Raw genomic sequence first — 17,913 nt, 5'->3', positions numbered from 1 at the left:
ATTATTCGCACCTGCGAAGAATGCCGAACATTCAGGCAGATCCTGTCGCATGCCGAGCATGTCCCTCGATGCGAAGGCGCTCAGACCGGCAGGATCGTCGCGCCCATCAATTCCTTGTCGATGGCATGGGCCGCCTGGCGGCCCTCGCGGATCGCCCAGACCACCAGCGACTGGCCTCGGCGCATGTCGCCGGCGACGAAGACCTTGCCGACATTGGTCTTGTAGTCGCGGTCATTGGCAACGACGTTGGCGCGCTTGTCGGTCGCAGCGCCCGACTGCGCGATCATGCCTTCGATCACCGAGCCGGCGAAGCCGATGGCGAGGAAACAGAGATCGGCCTGGAGCACGAATTCACTGCCGGGGATGGGCTTCCGCTTCTCGTCGACGCGGGCGCATTTCACGCCGGTGAGCCGGCCGTTGCGGCCCTCAAGCCCGAGCGTCGCCGCCTGGAACTCGCGCTCAGCGCCCTCGGCTTGCGAGGACGAGGTGCGGAACTTCGTCGGCCAGTACGGCCAGACCGTGAGCTTGTCCTCCAGCTCCGGCGCCATCGGCCGGATGTCGAGCTGCGTCACCGAGAGCGCACCCTGCCGGAAGGCGGTGCCGACACAGTCCGAGGCCGTATCACCGCCGCCGACCACGACGACATGCTTGCCGGCCGCGCTGATCGGCGCCTCGCTCGAGACATCCTCGCCGCCGACGCGCTTGTTCTGCTGGGTGAGGTACGGCATCGCGTAATGCACGCCGGCGAGATTGGTGTCGGGCAGGCCGGGATCGCGCGGCGCTTCCGCCCCGCCGGTCATCAGCACCGCGTCATGCTCGGCCATCAGCGTGGCGAAGGGCAGGTTCACGCCGATATTGGCGTTGTAGTGGAAGGTCACGCCTTCCGCCTCCATCTGCTTCACCCGGCGGTCGATATGCTTCTTCTCCATCTTGAAGTCGGGGATGCCGTAGCGCAGCAGACCGCCGGCCTTGGCCTCGCGCTCATAGAGATGGACATCGTGCCCGACGCGGGCGAGCTGTTGCGCCGCCGCCATGCCGGCCGGGCCCGAGCCGACGATGGCGATGCGCTTGCCGGTGCGCTTGGCCGGGATTTCCGGTGCGATCCAGCCTTCTTCCCAGCCCTTGTCGGCAATCGCCTGCTCGATCGTCTTGATCGTCACCGGCATATTTTCGAGGTTCAGCGTGCAGGCTTCCTCGCAAGGCGCCGGGCAGATGCGGCCGGTGAATTCCGGGAAGTTGTTGGTGGAGTGGAGGTTGCGCAAGGCATCCTCCCAGCCGCCGGAATAGACCAGCTCGTTCCAGTCCGGGATCTGGTTATGGACCGGGCAACCCGTCGGCCCGTGGCAGAACGGAATGCCGCAATCCATGCAGCGCGCCGCCTGCTTCTTGATATCGCGCTCCTCCAAGGGGAGCGTGAACTCGCGGAAGTGGCGAATGCGATCGCCGGCGAGCTGATACTTCTGCTCCTGCCGGTCGAATTCGAGAAAGCCCGTGACCTTGCCCATGCCGTTTCTCTCGCCGTGTGCGCGGGGCGTCCCCGTGCGCGTGCCTTAACCTGATCGAGATGCCGGGGCGCAAGCTGGCCCCGGCGGGGTGGCGTTCGCTTATTCCGCAGCCTGCAAGGTGCGGGCCTGTTCCATCTCGCGCAGCGCGCGGCGGTACTCGACCGGCATCACTTTGACGAATTTGGTGCGGTAATCCGCCCAGTTGTCGAGGATGGTGCGGGCGCGCTCCGAGCCGGTGTAGTCGACATGGTTCGTGAGCATCTGCATCAGGCGCTCTTCATCGTGGCCCGACATGTTGGTCATGTCGATCCGGCCCTTGTGCTCGAGATCGCCGCCGTGATGGTGCAGGCGCTCCATCAGGTCCTCTTCCTCCTCGACCGGTTCGAGATCGACCATCGAGAGGTTGCAGCGCGACTTGAAGGTGCCGTCCTCGTCCAGCACATAGGCGATGCCGCCCGACATGCCGGCCGCGAAATTGCGCCCGGTCTGACCGATCACCGCGACGACGCCGCCGGTCATGTACTCGCAGCCATGGTCGCCCGTGCCTTCCACCACCGCGATGGCGCCGGAATTGCGCACCGCGAAGCGTTCGCCCGCGACGCCCCTGAAATAGGCCTCGCCCGCGATCGCGCCGTAGAGCACGGTGTTGCCGACGATGATCGAGCGCTCGGCCACCGCCTTGGTCGCCGGATCGGGCTTCACGATCACCTTGCCGCCGGAGAGGCCCTTGGCGACGTAGTCATTGGCCTGCCCGGTGAGCTCAACCGTGACGCCGGCAGCGAGGAAGGCCGCGAAGCTCTGGCCGGAGGTGCCCTTGAGCTTCACCGTGATCGTGTCTTCCGGCAGGCCGGCATGGCCGTATTTCTTGGCGACGGCGCCAGACAGCATCGCGCCCGTGCTGCGGTCGACATTGCCGACCGGCTTCTCGATCACGACCGGCGTGCCGGTCTCGATCGCATCCGCCGCCTCGGCCAGGAGCTGGCGGTCGAGCACGGTGTCGATCGGGTGCTTCTGCAACTCGACATGGCGGATCGCCACGCCCGGCAGGTCGACCTTGTGGAAGAGCTTGGTGAAGTCGAGCCCGTTCGCCTTCCAGTGTTCGATCGCGTCGCGCTTGTCGAGCAGGTCCGAGCGGCCGACGATCTCCTCGATCTTCGTGAAACCCATCTCCGCCATGATCCGGCGGACATCCTCGGCCACGAAGAAGAAGTAGTTCACGACATGCTCGGGCAGGCCCTTAAAGCGCTTGCGCAGCACCGGATCCTGCGTCGCGACGCCGACCGGGCAGGTGTTGAGATGGCACTTGCGCATCATGATGCAGCCGGCCGCGATCAGCGGCGCGGTCGAGAAGCCGAACTCGTCGGCCCCGAGCAGCGCGCCGATGATGACGTCGCGACCCGTGCGCAGGCCACCGTCGACCTGCAAGGCCACGCGGCCGCGCAGATGGTTCAGCACCAGCGTCTGCTGCGTCTCGGCAAGGCCGATCTCCCAGGGCGAACCGGCATGCTTCAGCGAGGTCAGGGGGCTTGCGCCCGTGCCGCCCTCAAAGCCGGAGATGGTGATGTGGTCGGCGCGCGACTTGGCGACGCCGGCCGCAACCGTGCCGACACCGATCTCGGAAACGAGCTTCACCGAGACATCGGCCGACGGATTGACGTTCTTCAGGTCGAAGATCAGCTGCGCCAGGTCCTCGATCGAGTAGATGTCATGGTGCGGCGGCGGCGAGATCAGGCCGACGCCCGGTGTGGAATGCCGGGTCCGGGCGATCTTGGCGTCGACCTTGTGGCCGGGCAGCTGGCCGCCCTCGCCGGGCTTGGCGCCCTGCGCCACCTTGATCTGCATCACGTCCGAGTTGACGAGATACTCGGTCGTCACACCGAAGCGGCCGGATGCGATCTGCTTGATCGCCGAGCGCTTGGAGCGGCCATCCGGCATCGGCTTGAAGCGGATCGATTCCTCGCCGCCCTCGCCGGTGTTCGACTTGCCGCCGATCTGGTTCATCGCGATGGCGAGCGTCTCATGCGCCTCGCGCGAGATCGAGCCGAAGGACATCGCCCCGGTGGCGAAGCGCTTCACGATATCGGCGGCGGATTCGACGCTCTCCAGCGGCACGGGCGCGCGGCCGTTGTCGGTGGCCATCTTGACCTTGAACAGGCCGCGGATCGTGCTGAGACGCTCGGCGTCGTCGTTCACCTGGGCGGCGAACTCCTCGTAGCGATCCTGCGCGTTGAGGCGCACCGCATGCTGCAGTGAGGCGACCACGTCAGGCTTCCAGACATGGTCCTCGCCGCGGACGCGGTACATGTACTCGCCACCGATATCGAGGCTGTCGCGGTAGAGCGGCGAGTCGCCGAAGGCGTCGCGGTGACGGCGCAGGCTCTCCTCGGCGATCTCGTCGAGGCCGACGCCCTCGATCGCCGTACCGGTGCCGAAGAAGAACTTGTCGACGAAGGCGCTCTTCAGGCCGACGGCGTCGAAGATCTGCGCGCCGCAATAGGACTGGTAGGTCGAGATGCCCATCTTGGACATCACCTTGAGCACGCCCTTGCCGACCGACTTGATGTAGCGCTTGACCACCTCGTCGGCATCGACCTCCTCGGGGAAGGCGCCCTGTGCGTGCTGGTCGAGCAGAGTGTCGAAGGCGAGATAGGGGTTGATCGCCTCGGCGCCATAGCCGGCAAGGCAGCAGAAATGATGGATCTCGCGCGGCTCGCCGGATTCGACGACGAGGCCGACCGAAGTGCGCAGGCCCTTGCGGATCAGGTGATGATGCACCGCCGCCGTCGCGAGCAATGCCGGGATCGGGATGCGGTCCGGCCCGACCTGCCTGTCGGACAGGATGATGATGTTGTAGCCGCCATGGACCGCGGCTTCGGCGCGCTCGCAGAGCCGCGCCACCGCGCCGTCCATGCCGGCCGCGCCCTCGCGCGCCGGATAGGTGAAGTCGATCGTCTTGGTGTCGAAGCGATCCTCGTAATGGCCGATGCAGCGGATCTTCTCGAGATCGTCATTGGTCAGGATCGGGGTGCGGACCTCCAGACGCTTGCGCCGCGAGGTGCCCTCCAGATCGAGGATGTTCGGACGCGGCCCGATGAAGGAGAGCAGGCTCATCACCAGCTCCTCGCGGATCGGGTCGATCGGCGGGTTCGTGACCTGCGCGAAGTTCTGCTTGAAATAGGTGTAGAGCAGCTTCGACTTGAGCGAGAGCGCCGAGATCGGCGTGTCCGTGCCCATCGAGCCGACCGCTTCCTGCCCGGTCACCGCCATCGGCGCCATCAGCAGGCGGACGTCTTCCGTGGTGTAGCCGAAGGATTGCTGGCGATCGAGCAGCGGCACGTCGGTACGCGAGGCCCGCGCCTCGACCGGCGGCAGATCCTCCAGCACGATCTGGGTGCGCTTCAGCCAATCCTTGTAGGGATTGGCGAGGCAGAGCGAGGTCTTGATCTCGTCATCGCCGATGATGCGGCCCTGCTCGAGATCGATCAGCAGCATCTTGCCGGGCTGGAGACGCCACTTCTCGACGATCTCCTCCTCCGGGATCGGCAGCACGCCGAATTCCGAGGCGAGCACGACGAGGCCGTCGTCCGTGACCAGATAGCGCGCGGGGCGCAGGCCGTTGCGGTCGAGCGTCGCACCGATCTGGCGGCCGTCGGTGAAGGCGATTGCGGCCGGCCCGTCCCAGGGCTCCATCAGCGCGGCATGGTACTCGTAGAAGGCACGCCGCGTGTCATCCATCAGCGGGTTGCCCGCCCAGGCCTCGGGCACCAGCATCATCATGGCATGGGCCAGCGAATAGCCGCCCTGCACCAGGAATTCGAGCGCGTTGTCGAAGCAGGCGGTGTCCGACTGGCCCTCATAGGAGATCGGCCAGAGCTTCGAGATGTCGGAGCCGAACAGGTCGGAATCGACGCTCGCCTGCCGCGCCGCCATCCAGTTGACGTTGCCGCGCAGCGTGTTGATCTCGCCGTTATGGGCGACCATCCGGTAGGGATGGGCGAGGCGCCAGGACGGGAAGGTGTTGGTCGCGAAACGCTGGTGGACCAGCGCCAGCGCGCTGATGAAGCGGTCGTCCTGCAGGTCCTTGAAGTAGGAACCGAGCTGGTTCACCAGCACCATGCCCTTGTAGACGATGGTGCGGCAGGACATCGAGACGGGGTAATACTCCGCCGTCTTGCGCTCCTGATGCTTGTAGACCTTGTTCGAGACCGACTTGCGGAGGACATAGACCTGCCGCTCGAACTCGTCCTCATCGGTGATGTCGTCGGGGCGGCCGACGAAGAGCTGGCGATGCACCGGCTCGGTCGCCAGCACGGCCTGGCCGAGATCACTGTTGTCGACCGGCACGTCGCGCCAGCCGAGGAAGACGAGCCCCTCCTCCGCCACGGTCTGCGAGATGATCTCCTCGCACATCGCCCGGGCAGCCGGATCGCGCGGCATGAAGAACTGGCCGATGGCGTAATAGCCCAGCGCCGGCAGGGTAATGCCGAGCCGCGCGGTTTCCTCGCGGAAGAACTGGTCGGGGATCTGGACGAGGATGCCGCAGCCGTCGCCGAGCTTCGGATCGGCGCCGACCGCACCGCGATGATCGATATTGTGCAGGATCTGCAGGCCCTGCTGGACGATCGCATGGCTCTTGCGGTTCTTCATGTCGGCGATGAAGCCGACGCCGCAGGAGTCTTTCTCGTTATTGGGATCGTACAGGCCCTGATGCATCGGCATCGCCGGATCGCGCACGGCCGGAAAACGCTCGAAGCCCACTGCGCCGCTCGACTTGCTGGTCACGCTCATCGTCAAACCCCGCTTCCCAGAACCCCGCGAGCTTGCGCCGGCAGGGAGACCCGTCAGTCCTTGATCCCGACCGCAGCGCCCCTCGGAGCCGACTCGATGTCGGCAGCAAGGATGGGGCCAAGGCGGTCCGGCCGTCGTCTTCTTGGAGGCTTTGCTTGCGCTTTGTTTCCACCGCGCCCGCGTCCTCCGCAGGCGCCTCGGGCGTGCCTCGCCCGTTCGCGCCTGTCTTCAGGCCGTCGTTTTACGGACGGCGCGCGTACGATTGGCTTTGGCGTTGGTAGCCCGGCCCTTCGTCATGCTCCGCTCCATTGCGACGGCGCGACCTTGAGCTAGAGCAGCTTTTGGTCGGCGCGGTGAAAAATGGGACAGCAACACTGTCCTATTGCGATGAACTTGCCAGAATTCCAATCTAGGCACAAGCGCCGATTTCGCGCTGCAGCGAAATTTTATTGCAAAATCGAATCCTGACCAGACATTTCCGGAACGAAAGCCTGACTCAGGCAGTCCGGTTCTTGTTTTTGGGCATGACCCAAGGTCTTGCCCCGGCGCAGCGCGCAAGCCCCCTCTCCACCGACGCCGCTTGGCAGGAAAGCGCCCTCCGCATAACCCTCAAGCCATGGATTTCTTCAGCGACAACACCGCCGCCGCCAGCCCCCGCGTCATGGCCGCGCTCGCCGCCGCCAATGCCGGCGCCGCCTCCCCCTATGGCAAGGACGACTGGACCCGGCGCGTCGAGGAGCGCTTCGCCGCGATCTTCGAGCGCGAGGTCGCGGTCTTCCTCGTGCTCACCGGCACGGCGGCGAACGCGCTGGCGCTCGCCAGCATCGTCAAGCCCTGGGGCGCGATCCTCACCCACGAGGAGGCGCATGTCGTCGAGGACGAATGCGGCGCGCCCGAATTCTTCACCAACGGCGCCAAGCTGGTCGACCTGCCCGGCACCGGCGCCAAGCTGAAGCCGGAGACGGTGACGAAGGCGCTCTCGCATCTGCGCGCCGGCGATTTCCATCAGGTCCAGGCGCAGGCGCTGACGATCACGCAGGCGACCGAATGCGGCACGATCTACACCCCTGCCGAGGTACGCGCCCTGAAGGAGGCCGTCACGCCGCGCGGCCTGAAGCTCCATATGGACGGCGCCCGTTTCGCCAATGCGCTGGTCACGCTCGGCTGCACGCCGGCCGAGATCACCTGGAAGGCCGGTGTCGACGTGCTCTCCTTCGGCGGCACCAAGAACGGCGCGCTCGCGGCGGAAGCCGTGATCTTCTTCGACCCGGCCGAGGCCGAGGAGATGAAATGGCGGCGCAAGCGCGCCGGCCAGACGCTCTCCAAGGGCCGCGTTCTCGGCGCCCAGTTCGAAGGCCTCCTCGCCGACGACCATTGGCTCGACCTCGCCCGCCACGCCAATGCGCGCGCCAAGCGCCTGGCGGATTCGGTCGCGCAGGGCAGCCAGGCCCGCCTCGCCTGGCCGTGTCAGGCGAACGAGGTCTTCCTCGTCCTGCCGCCGGCCGTGCAGGAGCGCCTGAAGGCCGCCGGCATCGGCTATTACGACTGGTCGGCGCGGTCGCTCCCGCCGGAAGCGCCGCTCAAGGATGGTGAAATCGTCGGCCGCTTCGTCATGTCCTTCGCGACGGCGCCCGAAGACGTCGAGCGCCTGGTGGCCGCGATCGCCGGTTGAGCGGGCGCATTTGCGCCCCGTTTCCAGCCGCATACCTGCCGCAATCCCTAACAAGACTAAGTGCTGAACAGTCAGTCGTTAAGGGAATTTGGCATGGCAGATCGTTCGACCGCACCGGGGCGCATCGCGCTGATGGGCCTGGTCGTGGCCGGCGCAATGGCCGGCATGGCGGGCGCGGCCAGCGCCCAGTACTATTATTATGACGGGTACGACCCCTACCCCGCCTATGGCTACGGCTATGGCTATCGTTACGACTATGGCTATGCCCCGCGCCCGCCGGCCGTCGTGCCGCGCGCGCCAGCTGCCGTCTCGCCCTATTCGGTCAACGGCATCGCCGCGCGCCGCTACGGGCTTGCCCGAATCGAGCGTTCGATCCGGCGCGAGGACACCTATATCGTCGACGGCGTCACCGCGGGTGGCCAGCGCCAGCGCCTGGTCCTCGACGCCTATGCCGGTGAATTGATCCGCCGCATTCCCTTGCGTGGACAGGCCGCTCCCAGCGTCGCCCGCGCCGACCCGCGCGAGGAGCACGCCCCGCCGCGCCAGCGCCTCGTGCCCCAGCCGCCTGAGCGCCCGGCCGAGTTCAAGGGCCCGGCCGAGGCCAGCGCCCCGGCGACGACCGTGCCGCCATCCCCGGCCGCACCGCCTGCGCCGGAACCTGCCGCACCGGTCGAGAAACCGCCGGCCGAGGCGAGCGCCCCCGCGACGACCGCGCCGCCCTCCCCCGCCGCACCGCCTGCGCCTGAACCGGTGAAGCCCACGGAAACGGCACCGGCTCAGGCCAGCGCTCCGGCGACCGCGGCCCCACCGCAGCCCGCCAAGCCGGCCGAGCCCTCGCCCGGCGCGACCAATCCGGAGACCGGCGCCGACAAGCCGAAGCTCGTCAATCCAAGCGACGTCAGGAATACCGAGGGCACCGAGCGCAAGCCGCCGCTGTCGACCGCCGCGCCTGCACCCGAGGCATCGTCGATCCCGCCGGTGCAGAACATCGACCCGACCCCGTCGACGCCGAAGCCGGAGACGCCGATCGCCCCGGTCGCCCCGATGAACTGACGGCCAACAAAAAAGGCTCCCGTTTCCGGGAGCCTTTCGCTTTCATCGAAAGCTTTGCCTGGGTTACGCGGCCTTGGCGACCTTGGCCTCGAGAACCTTGGCCGAACCGCCGTTGCCGATCGGAATCTGGCGCGGCTTCTTGGCCTCGGGGATCTCGCGCACGAGATCGATATGGAGCAGGCCGTTCTCAAGGCTGGCGCCGGTCACCTGCACATAGTCGGCAAGCTGGAAGCGACGCTCGAAGGCGCGCGCAGCAATGCCCTGATGCAGGACCTCGCGCTTCTCGGCACCCTCGACGAGCTGCTTCTCGCCCTTGACGGTCAGCGCGTTTTCCTTGGATTCGATCGAGAGGTCACCCTCGCCGAAACCCGCGACCGCGATAGTGATGCGGTAGGCGTTCTCGGCGGTCCGCTCGATATTGTAGGGCGGATAGCTCGGGGCGGTTTCGTTGCTCGTCGCCTGGTCGAGGAGATTGAACAGACGGTCGAAACCGACGGTCGAGCGATAGAGCGGGGAAAGATCGAAATGACGCATGATATGTCCTCCGAAGAAGCGACAATGATATCGGCCCGCCTCGCCTGAGCGCGGACCTTGGTTGCTTTCGCGCAGCCGGTTCTGGCCTGCGCAAACCTGATCTGGGGAGGCGTTTGGGCTTTTCAAGAGCCGTTCTCGCGAGCCCGAAATCAGCGCTCACGTTTCTTTTTCGACGCACCGACATGTTTTCGCAGGATATCCTGTGCAGGATATCGGGCATGCGGCGGCCGCGACCTCTGATGCAGCCGCGATGCGGAGCACTTGATGGCCGAGGCCGCCTTTTTCGCCGATCCGGATTATCCCGTCCCGGGGCACGGCAAGACCTGGCTCGCCACGACGCGGGACGGCGCCGCCCTGCGCTTCGCCAGCTGGCGCCCGACGGTGAAGCCGGTGCGCGGCACCATCGTCCTCGTGCAGGGCCGGGCGGAATTCATCGAGCGCTATAGCGAAACCGTCGCGGATCTGCGCCGCCGCGGTTTCCATGTGCTCGCCTTCGACTGGCGTGGCCAAGGCGGCTCGCAGCGCTTCGTCAGGCGCATCCGCAAGGGCCATGTCGGGCGGCTCAGGCATTACGAGGCCGATCTCGCTCTCGCCATGGCCGAGATGCAGGCGAAATTCCCAGCCCCCTATTTCGTCCTCGCCCATTCGATGGGTGCCGCGCTTTGCCTCGACGCCGCCCGCTCGAACGCCCTGCCAGTCGCGCGCATGGTCGCGCTCGCGCCGATGCTCGGCATCGCGATGATCGCGCATCCCGGCCGGGCGAAAATCCTGGCGAGCCTGCTCTATTGGCTCGGCCTCGGCCGCGCCTTCGTTCCGGGCGGCGGCGATACCGCGATCGCGACGAAACCCTTCGAGGGCAACCGGCTGACCAGCGACCCCGCCCGCTATGCCCGCAACAGCGCGCTCTCGGCCGCGGCGCGCGAACTCAGCATCGGCGATCCCACCATCGCCTGGATCAGGACAGCCTTCCGCCTGATGGCGCGCCTCGGCACGCCCTCGGCCGCGCTGGAGGTGAAGGTCCCGACGCTGATCATCGCGGCGGGCCGCGACCCTGTCGTCTCAACGCCCGCGATCGAGCGCTTCGCGGCGCGGCTCAAGACCGGCTCGGCGCTGGTCCTGCCGACGGCGCGCCACGAAATTCTGATGGAGAACGACGCGATCCGCGCCCAGTTCTGGGCCGCCTTCGACGCCTTCATCCCCGGCGAGGATCAGGCCCTGGCCGTCTCAGCCGGCGAGCAAGGCCATGGCGGCCTCATGCAGCGCCTTGTTGCCGGCCGCGAGGATGCGCCCGCCCCCGGCAGCGCTGCCACCGTCCCATGAGGTGACGATGCCGCCGGCGCCCTCGATGATCGGGATGAGCGCCACGATGTCGTAGGGCTTCAGCCCGCTCTCGATGACAAGATCAACATGGCCGGCGGCGAGCATGCAATAGGCGTAGCAGTCGCAGCCATAGCGCGAGAGCCGGACCTCCTTCTCGACGCGGGCGAAGGCCTTCGCTTCCGCGCCCTTGAACAGGGCCGGCGTGGTCGTCATCAGCGTCGCGGTAGCGAGATCGGTGGTCGGGCGCGTCCGCAGCTTCTTCGGCCCGCCCGGTCCCTCATAGCGCGCCTCGCGCCCGTCGCCGGAATAACGCTCGCCAGAGAAAGGCTGGTGCATCATGCCGTAGACCGGCACGCCGTTGCGCGTCAGCCCGATCAGCGTGCCCCAGACCGGGATGCCGGAGATGAAGGCGCGCGTGCCGTCGATCGGATCGAGCACCCAGACATATTCCGCATCGGTGTTCTCGCTGCCGAATTCCTCGCCGAGCACCCCGTGGACCGGGAACTGCCGCTTGATCATGTGGCGCATCACCGATTCGCCGGCGCGGTCGCCCTCGGTCACGGGATCGAACACCCCGCCCCTCGACTTGTCCTCCGTCGCATGCAGCGCGCGGAAAAAGGGCAGGATCGCCCGGCCCGACTGCGTCGCCAGATCCGCGACGAAGGCGCCGAAATCGACTGCGCTCATGAATAGGCACTCCAGTTTGCTGCTTCGCAGCATCGACTCCGCGGATGGGCCATTGAAGCCGAAGCTCGGGCGCGGAAATACCCGAAAAACCCCGGCTTTTCGTTACGGCATCATGCGCCTATCGCATAACGCCATTGATTTCGCTGATTTTAGTTGCGTTTTGCAGCGCACTCTCATATTGTGCGCTGCGAAGGGGAGATCACCTCAAACCTTCATTGCCCTCCTTGGGCGTTTCCTCCCTAGACTTGGGCCGCCACGCGAGTGTGCGGCCCTTTTTTCTTGGAAATGCCCCCGCATCGCCAGCAATCGCTATTCGGCTGCCTCGCGCCATTCGTCGAGCCAGCCGCTCCAGCGCGCGAAGCAATCCGCCATCACCGCCGCCATCGCCTGCTCGACTTCACCGAAGCCGGCATGCGGCTCCAGCGTCGCCTCGTTCATGTAGAGCGCGCGGTTCACCTCGATCTGCAGCGCATGCACGCCGGCCGCCGGCGCGCCGTAATGCTCGGTGATGAAACCGCCGGCATAGGGCCGGTTGCGGGTGACGCTGAAGCCCAGCCGCGTGAAGGCCTGCTCGGCGATGTCGATGATGTAGCCGGAAGCGCTGGTGCCGAAGCGGTCGCCCAGGATGATGTCGGATTTCGCCAGCCCATCGCGGTCGAGCCCAGCCGAGGGCATCGAATGCGCGTCGACGAGGATGCAGGTGCCGAACACGCCTTGCGTACGCTGGACGAGGCTGCGCAGGCCGGCATGGTAGGGCCGGTAGAGCCCGTCGATGCGGGCGAGCCCTTCCTGAACTGGAATCCGCCCGAAATAGATCTCCTGCCCGTCGCCGACGATCCGGGGGATGGTGCCGAGCCCGCCGGCCACACGCATCGAGCGGGTATTGGCGAAGGGTGGCACGCGGCCCTCGAACATGCGCGGATCGAGTTCGTAGGGCTCGCGGTTGACGTCGAGATAGGCGCGCGGAAACTCGGCAACCAGCAGCGGCGCGCCGAGCGCGACGCTCTGCGCGAAGAGCCGGTCGACATAGGCGTCCTCCGAGCGCCTGAGGCTGCGCAAGGGCAGGCGCGCCGCCTCGACGAAGCCGCGCGGATAGCAGCGCCCGGCATGCGGCACGTCGACCACCACCGGCACGACCTGGAGCGCCGGCTGGTACAGGCTGAACGGCCGCTCGATCTCGGCGACGACGTCGTCCGGCGCGGGCGGAAATGGGGTTGAGGACAGGCTCATCTCGCGATGACTGAAGCACACAAACCGGGGCGGTTGAAGCGATGTCGCAAACCTGAGGAAATTCGGCGTCGGATTCACGCCTTGTTTACCATGATGTTGCCTTATGGAGAGACATGGTTCCAACTGTGCGGCCGGGTGAGTACCCAACCGTTCCAGACCCGGCCTCGAGTCGGGGCGCCAGACGTTTAGAAACACAGGCCTCAGGGACGACAGATCAGGCCCATGACGAAGATACTGCTCGCTGAAGACGACAACGATATGCGTCGCTTCCTGGTCAAGGCCCTGCAGAATGCGGGCTACGACGTCGCCTCCTTCGATAACGGCCTGTCGGCCTATAATCGCCTGCGCGAGGAGCCTTTCGAGCTCCTGCTGACGGATATCGTCATGCCTGAGATGGACGGCATCGAGCTGGCGCGCCGCGCCACCGAGCTCGACCCCGACATCAAGGTGATGTTCATCACCGGCTTCGCCGCCGTGGCGCTGAACCCCGATTCGCAGACGCCGAAGGATGCGAAGGTGCTCTCCAAGCCCTTCCACCTGCGCGAGCTGGTCAACGAGGTCGAGAAGCTGCTGGCGGCCTGAGAGGCCTTTCGGCATCGCGCGAATGCGGATGCCAACAGCCTCGTGAGAATTTATGCGGCAAACGCCTTGCCACCCGCAAAGCGAGCCGCTATAGCCCCCTCACCTCGCAGCGTGATCGCGGCCCACACGGCCCGGACACGCTTCCGGAAGCCACCTCACGGCGGCGACGGGCGCGTAGCTCAGCGGGAGAGCACTACGTTGACATCGTAGGGGTCACAGGTTCGATCCCTGTCGCGCCCACCATTTGATGCCCTTGCAATACAGGGTCGAAAGGCCGCCTCACCGGGCGGCCTTTTTGCGTCCGGGCCCCTCAATCCGCTTCGCTCGGCGCGAGCTGGCGCACGAAGCGGCGCAGCAACCCCTCGAAGGCCGAGAGCGCCGGCGAGGCCGAGCGGCCGCCGGGGCGAATCATCACGATGTCCCGCGCGATCGACGGCTCGGTCAGCGGCCGCACCAGCACCGATTCCGGCGCCACCGCCCGCGCATAGGTCGGCAGCACGGCAATGCCGAGCCCGGCTTCGACCAGCGCCAGCGCGGTCGTGATCTGCGTCACCTCATAGGCCGGCTTCAGCGTGATCTCAGCGGTCTCGTAGCCGACCTCGGCCAACAGCCGGATGCCGCTGTCGCGGGTCAGCGTCACCAGCGGCTCATCGGCGAGTTCGCGCCAGCCCACCGCATCCTGCGCGGCGAAACGGCTGCCGCGCCCGCAGAACAGCATCAGGCTGTCGCGGGCGAGTGTCGTGCGCTCGATCGTGTCGTCGAGCGCCGGGAAGGTGCCGACGCCGCAATCGGCCTTGCCGAAGCGCACCGCCTCGACGACGAGGTCGTTGCGCGCATCGATGATCGCGACCTGCAGGCCGGGGTATTTCTGCTGCAGCGCCACGATCGTCGGCGGCATGATCACGGCCGCGAGCAGCGGCGGCACGGCAACCACGATCCGCCCGCGCCGGCGCTCTGCCAGGCCGTTGGCATTTAGCACGGCCGTGTCGAGGTCCTGCACGATCTTCAGCGCAGCCCCATGGAACTCGCGTCCGCCCTCGGTCAGCTCGACCCGGCGCGTCGTGCGGTCGAGCACGCGGATACCGAGTTCCCGCTCCAGGTCGCGCACCAGCTGGGACAGGGCCGGCTGCGCCATGTTCAGGCGCTCGGCCGCCTTGGTGAAGGTGCCCTGCTCGGTCACGGCCAGGAAGGCCTGGATCTGGCGCAGCGTGATCGCCATCGATGCCTCGATTTATAAGGATAGCTTCCAAATTCATACGAATGTTACGAGTTGCCGTATACCCCGGCTCTCATGCCATCATCCCTCATCGCCCGACGTATAGGTCGGGCTGCCTGGGAGAGGTTGTCGGGCAAGGGCATTTCGGATGAGAGCGCGGACCTGCCGCGCTTCACGATGCCCGCTTTGTCCGTACCGCTCCGGAATGCGGGAGCCGGCCTGATGAAATACGCCAAGAAGGACGCCAAGGCCTATGCCCGCGCCCATATGAAGGGCATCTGGGCCGCCGCGCTCACGCCCTTCACCGATACCCTCGCGATCGACGAGGATGGTTTCAGGCAGAACATCCGCCACTGGCTTGGCGATCTCGGGATCGACGGCCTGTTCATTGCCGGCAAGCAGGGCGAGTTCTTCTCGATGTCGATCGAGGAGCGCAAGCGCAATTTCGAACTGGCCGTCGAGGCTTCGGCCGGCCGCGGCCAGACCATCATGTCCTGCTCCGACCAGAACATGGACGTCGTCATCGATCTGGCGAAGCACGCCCAGAAGGTCGGCGCCGACTACATCGTCGTGCACGCGCCGATCCTGCATTTCTTCAAGGCGCAGGACGAGACGCTCTACGAGTATTACCGCACCATCGCCGACAAGGTCGATATCGGCATCGCGCTCTGGAGCCACCCGGATTCCGGCTACCTGATGAGCCCGCAGCTCTGCAACCGGCTCGCCGATATCGAGAACGTCGTCGCCATCAAATACAGCGTGCCGCGCCCGATGTATGCCGAACTCACGCGGCTGGCCTCCGACCGCATCCTGGTCAGCACGGCGTCCGAGGAGGAATGGCTCGACAACATCCTCGAGCTCGGCTGGCAGCTCTATCTCTGCTCCTCGCCGCCCTACCTGATCCAGACGGCGAACGACCGGCGCATGCGCGAATACACCGACCTCGCCTTCCGCGGCGAGGCCGAGAGGGCCCGCGCCCTGCGCGACAGCCTGAACCCGGTGCGCGAGGCCTTGCGCGGCACGCGGCCGGCCGAGAAGCCGCATGCGCACCAGAAATACTGGCAGGAACTGCTCGGCCAGGTCGGCGGGCGCGTTCGCCCGCCCATGCTGGAGCTGACCGAGGCCGAGAAGGCCGCGACGCGCGCCGCCTTCGAAGCCTGCGGCCTGGGTAAGGCGCCGCTCGCCAAGGCCGGCTGATCGAATTCGAGAGCATTTTCGAGCGAAGTGGGCACCGGTTCGCGTGAAGAAAATGCGGCAACAAGCAGCGTGACGAGGACGGGAGTGGGAACCATGGCGACCGAAGGACGGCTCAAGGCCTTCAACTTCAAGAAATGGATCGCGGAGCACGAGCACCTGCTCAAGCCGCCAGTCGGCAACAAGAAGGTGTTCGACGACGGCCAGATGACCGTGATGGTCGTCGGCGGTCCGAACCAGCGCGCCGACTATCATGACGACCCGGTGGAGGAGTTCTTCTACCAGCTCAAGGGCGACATGATGCTGAAGCTGGTCGACAACGGGAAGCATTACGACGTCACGATCCGCGAGGGCGACGTCTTCCTGCTGCCGCCGCATGTGCGCCATTCCCCGCAGCGCCCGCAGGAAGGCTCGATCGGGCTCGTCGTCGAGCCGGCGCGCCATGCCGGCCAGGTCGACGGCTTCGAATGGTACTGCTTCGAATGCCAGGGCCTCGTGCACCGCATCGAGGTCACGGTCGGGGACCTCGTGAAGGACCTGCCGCCGCTCTATGAGGCCTTTTTCTCCGACGAGAAAGCCCGCACCTGCAAGCATTGCGGCGCGCTCCATCCCGGCCGCAAGCCGCCGGCCGGCTGGGTCGCACTCTGACGCTGCCGCACCGAAAGGCGGGCTCCCCGTTCAGGGCGAGTCCGTGCTTGGATAACGGGCAGCGGCGCCTTGCGTCCCGGCCGGGGCGCGGTGATGTTGCACGGGAACAGGCCTAAGCGCGGCGGCGCAGAAACGCCGCGTCGAACCATCTCAGAGGCAAAACGGAACGACTGGAGTCCATGATGAAACTGCGCGGATTGCTCTTCGGCATCGCGACCACGCTGGCGGCCTCCACGGCGCTGGCCCAGCAGCCGGTCAAGATCGGCATGATCACCACGCTCTCGGGCCCTGGCGGCTATCTCGGCCAGGACATCCGCGACGCGTTCAAGCTCGCCATCGACCTGGAAGGCGGCAAGCTCGGCGGCGTGCCGGTCGAGCTCGTCGTCGAGGACGATGCGCTGAAGCCCGGCCAGGGCAAGCAGATCGCCGAGAAGATGCTGAAGACCGACGGCATCAAGATCCTGACCGGCATCGTCTTCTCGAACGTCGCCGGCGCGACCGTGCCGGATATCGTCGATTCCGGCGCGCTCTATGTCAGCCCCAACGCCGCGCCCTCGAACTTCGCCGGCAAGGAGTGCAACGCGAACTATTTCGTCGTCTCCTGGCAGAACGACAGCCTGCACGAGAGCGCCGGCCAATACGCCACCAATCTCGGCTACAAGAAGGCCTTCATCCTCGCCCCGAACTACCAGGCCGGCAAGGACGCGCTGACCGGCTTCAAGCGCATGTTCAAGGGCGAGATCGCCGGCGAGGTCTATACCCGCCTCGACCAGACCGACTTCGCCCCCGAGATGGCGCAGATCCGCGCCGCCAATCCCGACGTCGTCTTCCAGTTCCACCCCGGCGGCCTCGGCATCGCCTTCCTGCGCCAGTACCAGCAGGCTGGCCTGCTCGGTAAGACGCCGATGGTGCTGGCCGAGCCCTCGCTCGACGCCACCACGCTGAAGGCGGTCGGCGAATCCGCGCTCGGCCTCAGCGTCACCGCGCACTGGAACTCGGATTTCGACAACGCCTCCAACAAGAAATTCATGGAGGCCTGGACCAAGGCCTATAACCGCGCCCCGACCTACTATGCCAGCCAGGGCTACGACGCCGCGCTCGCCATCGCCTCTGCCCTGAAGGCGACCGGCGGCAAGACCGACGTGCCCGCGCTGCGCACGGCGCTGGCCAAGGCCGACTTCCAGTCGGTCCGCGGCGCCTTCAAGTTCGGCCCGAACCAGCACCCGGTGCAGGATTGGTACGCGCTCAAGGTCGAGAAGGGCGCCGACGGCACGCCGATACTCAAGACCACCGGCACCAAGGTGCTGAGCAACCATGGCGACGTCTACGCCAAGGACTGCAAGCTTTGAACCGGCAACCCCGGATCACACTGGAAACACACCGTCATTCCGGACAAGCCGCGAAGCGGCGCTGATCCGGAATCCATCACAAGGCTCAGCGCCCGACGATGGATCCCGGGTCAAGCCCGGGATGACGGTGCGGTT

At 66.4% G+C, this 17,913-nt stretch carries 13 protein-coding genes and 1 tRNA gene; 8 read left to right on the top strand and 6 right to left on the bottom strand.

Features of this window, described 5'->3' with window-relative positions:
• Positions 1-80: 80 nt before the first annotated feature.
• Positions 81-1,505: a glutamate synthase subunit beta gene (locus AC07NY_RS04805; RefSeq protein WP_494582189.1), complete on the bottom strand. Its 1,425-nt coding sequence runs from the start codon at positions 1,503-1,505 to the stop codon at positions 81-83.
• A 99-nt stretch (positions 1,506-1,604) separates the two neighbouring features.
• Entirely contained in the window at positions 1,605-6,293 is a 4,689-nt protein-coding gene (gene gltB, locus AC07NY_RS04800; protein ID WP_494582187.1) for a glutamate synthase large subunit, read from the bottom strand.
• Between the two features lie 616 nt (positions 6,294-6,909).
• On the opposite strand from gltB, the gene AC07NY_RS04795 reads away from it, so the two are divergent.
• Positions 6,910-7,965 (top strand): threonine aldolase family protein, encoded by a 1,056-nt coding sequence (locus tag AC07NY_RS04795; RefSeq protein ID WP_494582186.1) that lies wholly within the window; start codon positions 6,910-6,912, stop codon positions 7,963-7,965.
• A 93-nt stretch (positions 7,966-8,058) separates the two neighbouring features.
• Positions 8,059-9,018 (top strand): hypothetical protein, encoded by a 960-nt coding sequence (locus AC07NY_RS04790; RefSeq protein WP_494582184.1) that lies wholly within the window; start codon positions 8,059-8,061, stop codon positions 9,016-9,018.
• Between the two features lie 63 nt (positions 9,019-9,081).
• On the opposite strand, the gene AC07NY_RS04785 is transcribed toward AC07NY_RS04790, so the two are convergent.
• Entirely contained in the window at positions 9,082-9,552 is a 471-nt protein-coding gene (locus tag AC07NY_RS04785; protein ID WP_494582183.1) for an Hsp20 family protein, read from the bottom strand.
• A gap of 264 nt (positions 9,553-9,816) precedes the next feature.
• Here AC07NY_RS04785 and AC07NY_RS04780 point away from each other — a divergent pair, with 264 nt between their 5' ends.
• Positions 9,817-10,872: an alpha/beta fold hydrolase gene (locus AC07NY_RS04780; protein WP_494582182.1), complete on the top strand. Its 1,056-nt coding sequence runs from the start codon at positions 9,817-9,819 to the stop codon at positions 10,870-10,872.
• Here the strand turns inward: AC07NY_RS04780 and hisN are convergent.
• On the bottom strand, positions 10,777-11,559 hold the full coding sequence (hisN, locus tag AC07NY_RS04775; protein WP_492285156.1) for a histidinol-phosphatase: 783 nt from the start codon (positions 11,557-11,559) through the stop codon (positions 10,777-10,779). The two genes, AC07NY_RS04780 and hisN, sit on opposite strands and share 96 nt — an antisense overlap.
• Positions 11,560-11,868: 309 nt before the next feature.
• A complete protein-coding gene (locus AC07NY_RS04770; protein ID WP_492285157.1) occupies positions 11,869-12,789 on the bottom strand; it encodes an N-formylglutamate amidohydrolase in 921 nt (306 codons plus the stop codon).
• A 222-nt stretch (positions 12,790-13,011) separates the two neighbouring features.
• Here AC07NY_RS04770 and cpdR point away from each other — a divergent pair, with 222 nt between their 5' ends.
• Together cpdR and AC07NY_RS04760 are read left to right on the top strand one after the other, a co-directional pair.
• Positions 13,012-13,371, top strand: coding sequence for a cell cycle two-component system response regulator CpdR (gene cpdR / locus AC07NY_RS04765; RefSeq protein ID WP_038363805.1), 360 nt, complete (start codon positions 13,012-13,014; stop codon positions 13,369-13,371).
• Positions 13,372-13,539: 168 nt separating this feature from the next.
• Positions 13,540-13,614: transfer RNA gene (locus tag AC07NY_RS04760), tRNA-Val, on the top strand.
• 67 nt (positions 13,615-13,681) lie between these two features.
• Here AC07NY_RS04760 and AC07NY_RS04755 read toward each other — a convergent pair.
• On the bottom strand, positions 13,682-14,590 hold the full coding sequence (locus AC07NY_RS04755) for a LysR family transcriptional regulator (RefSeq protein WP_494582179.1): 909 nt from the start codon (positions 14,588-14,590) through the stop codon (positions 13,682-13,684).
• A 219-nt stretch (positions 14,591-14,809) separates the two neighbouring features.
• Here AC07NY_RS04755 and AC07NY_RS04750 point away from each other — a divergent pair, with 219 nt between their 5' ends.
• From AC07NY_RS04750 to AC07NY_RS04740, 3 genes are all read left to right on the top strand, one after another.
• The gene (locus AC07NY_RS04750) at positions 14,810-15,784 is read left to right on the top strand and encodes a dihydrodipicolinate synthase family protein (RefSeq protein ID WP_494582178.1); all 975 of its coding nucleotides are present in this window, start codon (positions 14,810-14,812) and stop codon (positions 15,782-15,784) included.
• A 93-nt stretch (positions 15,785-15,877) separates the two neighbouring features.
• Positions 15,878-16,429 carry a 3-hydroxyanthranilate 3,4-dioxygenase gene (locus AC07NY_RS04745; RefSeq protein ID WP_492285171.1) on the top strand — a complete coding sequence of 184 codons (552 nt, stop codon included), beginning with the start codon at positions 15,878-15,880 and terminating at the stop codon, positions 16,427-16,429.
• A gap of 182 nt (positions 16,430-16,611) precedes the next feature.
• Positions 16,612-17,778 (top strand): ABC transporter substrate-binding protein, encoded by a 1,167-nt coding sequence (locus AC07NY_RS04740; protein ID WP_494583687.1) that lies wholly within the window; start codon positions 16,612-16,614, stop codon positions 17,776-17,778.
• Positions 17,779-17,913: the final 135 nt, after the last annotated feature.

This window comes from Allobosea sp. GW821-FHT09G06 (assembly GCF_059416005.1).
This window is presented reverse-complemented; position numbering and strand designations above follow the sequence as displayed.

Bases quoted from the DNA above. Each gene is read 5' to 3' on its own strand.
- AC07NY_RS04795 (WP_494582186.1), top strand. From the start codon at position 6,910: ATGGATTTCTTCAGCGACAACACCGCCGCCGCCAGCCCCCGCGTCATG.
- AC07NY_RS04790 (WP_494582184.1), top strand. From the start codon at position 8,059: ATGGCAGATCGTTCGACCGCACCGGGGCGCATCGCGCTGATGGGCCTG.
- AC07NY_RS04740 (WP_494583687.1), top strand. From the start codon at position 16,612: ATGAAACTGCGCGGATTGCTCTTCGGCATCGCGACCACGCTGGCGGCC.
- AC07NY_RS04805 (WP_494582189.1), bottom strand. From the start codon at position 1,505: ATGGGCAAGGTCACGGGCTTTCTCGAATTCGACCGGCAGGAGCAGAAG.
- AC07NY_RS04770 (WP_492285157.1), bottom strand. From the start codon at position 12,789: ATGAGCCTGTCCTCAACCCCATTTCCGCCCGCGCCGGACGACGTCGTC.
- AC07NY_RS04780 (WP_494582182.1), top strand. From the start codon at position 9,817: ATGGCCGAGGCCGCCTTTTTCGCCGATCCGGATTATCCCGTCCCGGGG.
- gltB (WP_494582187.1), bottom strand. From the start codon at position 6,293: ATGAGCGTGACCAGCAAGTCGAGCGGCGCAGTGGGCTTCGAGCGTTTT.
- hisN (WP_492285156.1), bottom strand. From the start codon at position 11,559: ATGAGCGCAGTCGATTTCGGCGCCTTCGTCGCGGATCTGGCGACGCAG.
- AC07NY_RS04750 (WP_494582178.1), top strand. From the start codon at position 14,810: ATGAAATACGCCAAGAAGGACGCCAAGGCCTATGCCCGCGCCCATATG.
- cpdR (WP_038363805.1), top strand. From the start codon at position 13,012: ATGACGAAGATACTGCTCGCTGAAGACGACAACGATATGCGTCGCTTC.
- AC07NY_RS04755 (WP_494582179.1), bottom strand. From the start codon at position 14,590: ATGGCGATCACGCTGCGCCAGATCCAGGCCTTCCTGGCCGTGACCGAG.
- AC07NY_RS04785 (WP_494582183.1), bottom strand. From the start codon at position 9,552: ATGCGTCATTTCGATCTTTCCCCGCTCTATCGCTCGACCGTCGGTTTC.
- AC07NY_RS04745 (WP_492285171.1), top strand. From the start codon at position 15,878: ATGGCGACCGAAGGACGGCTCAAGGCCTTCAACTTCAAGAAATGGATC.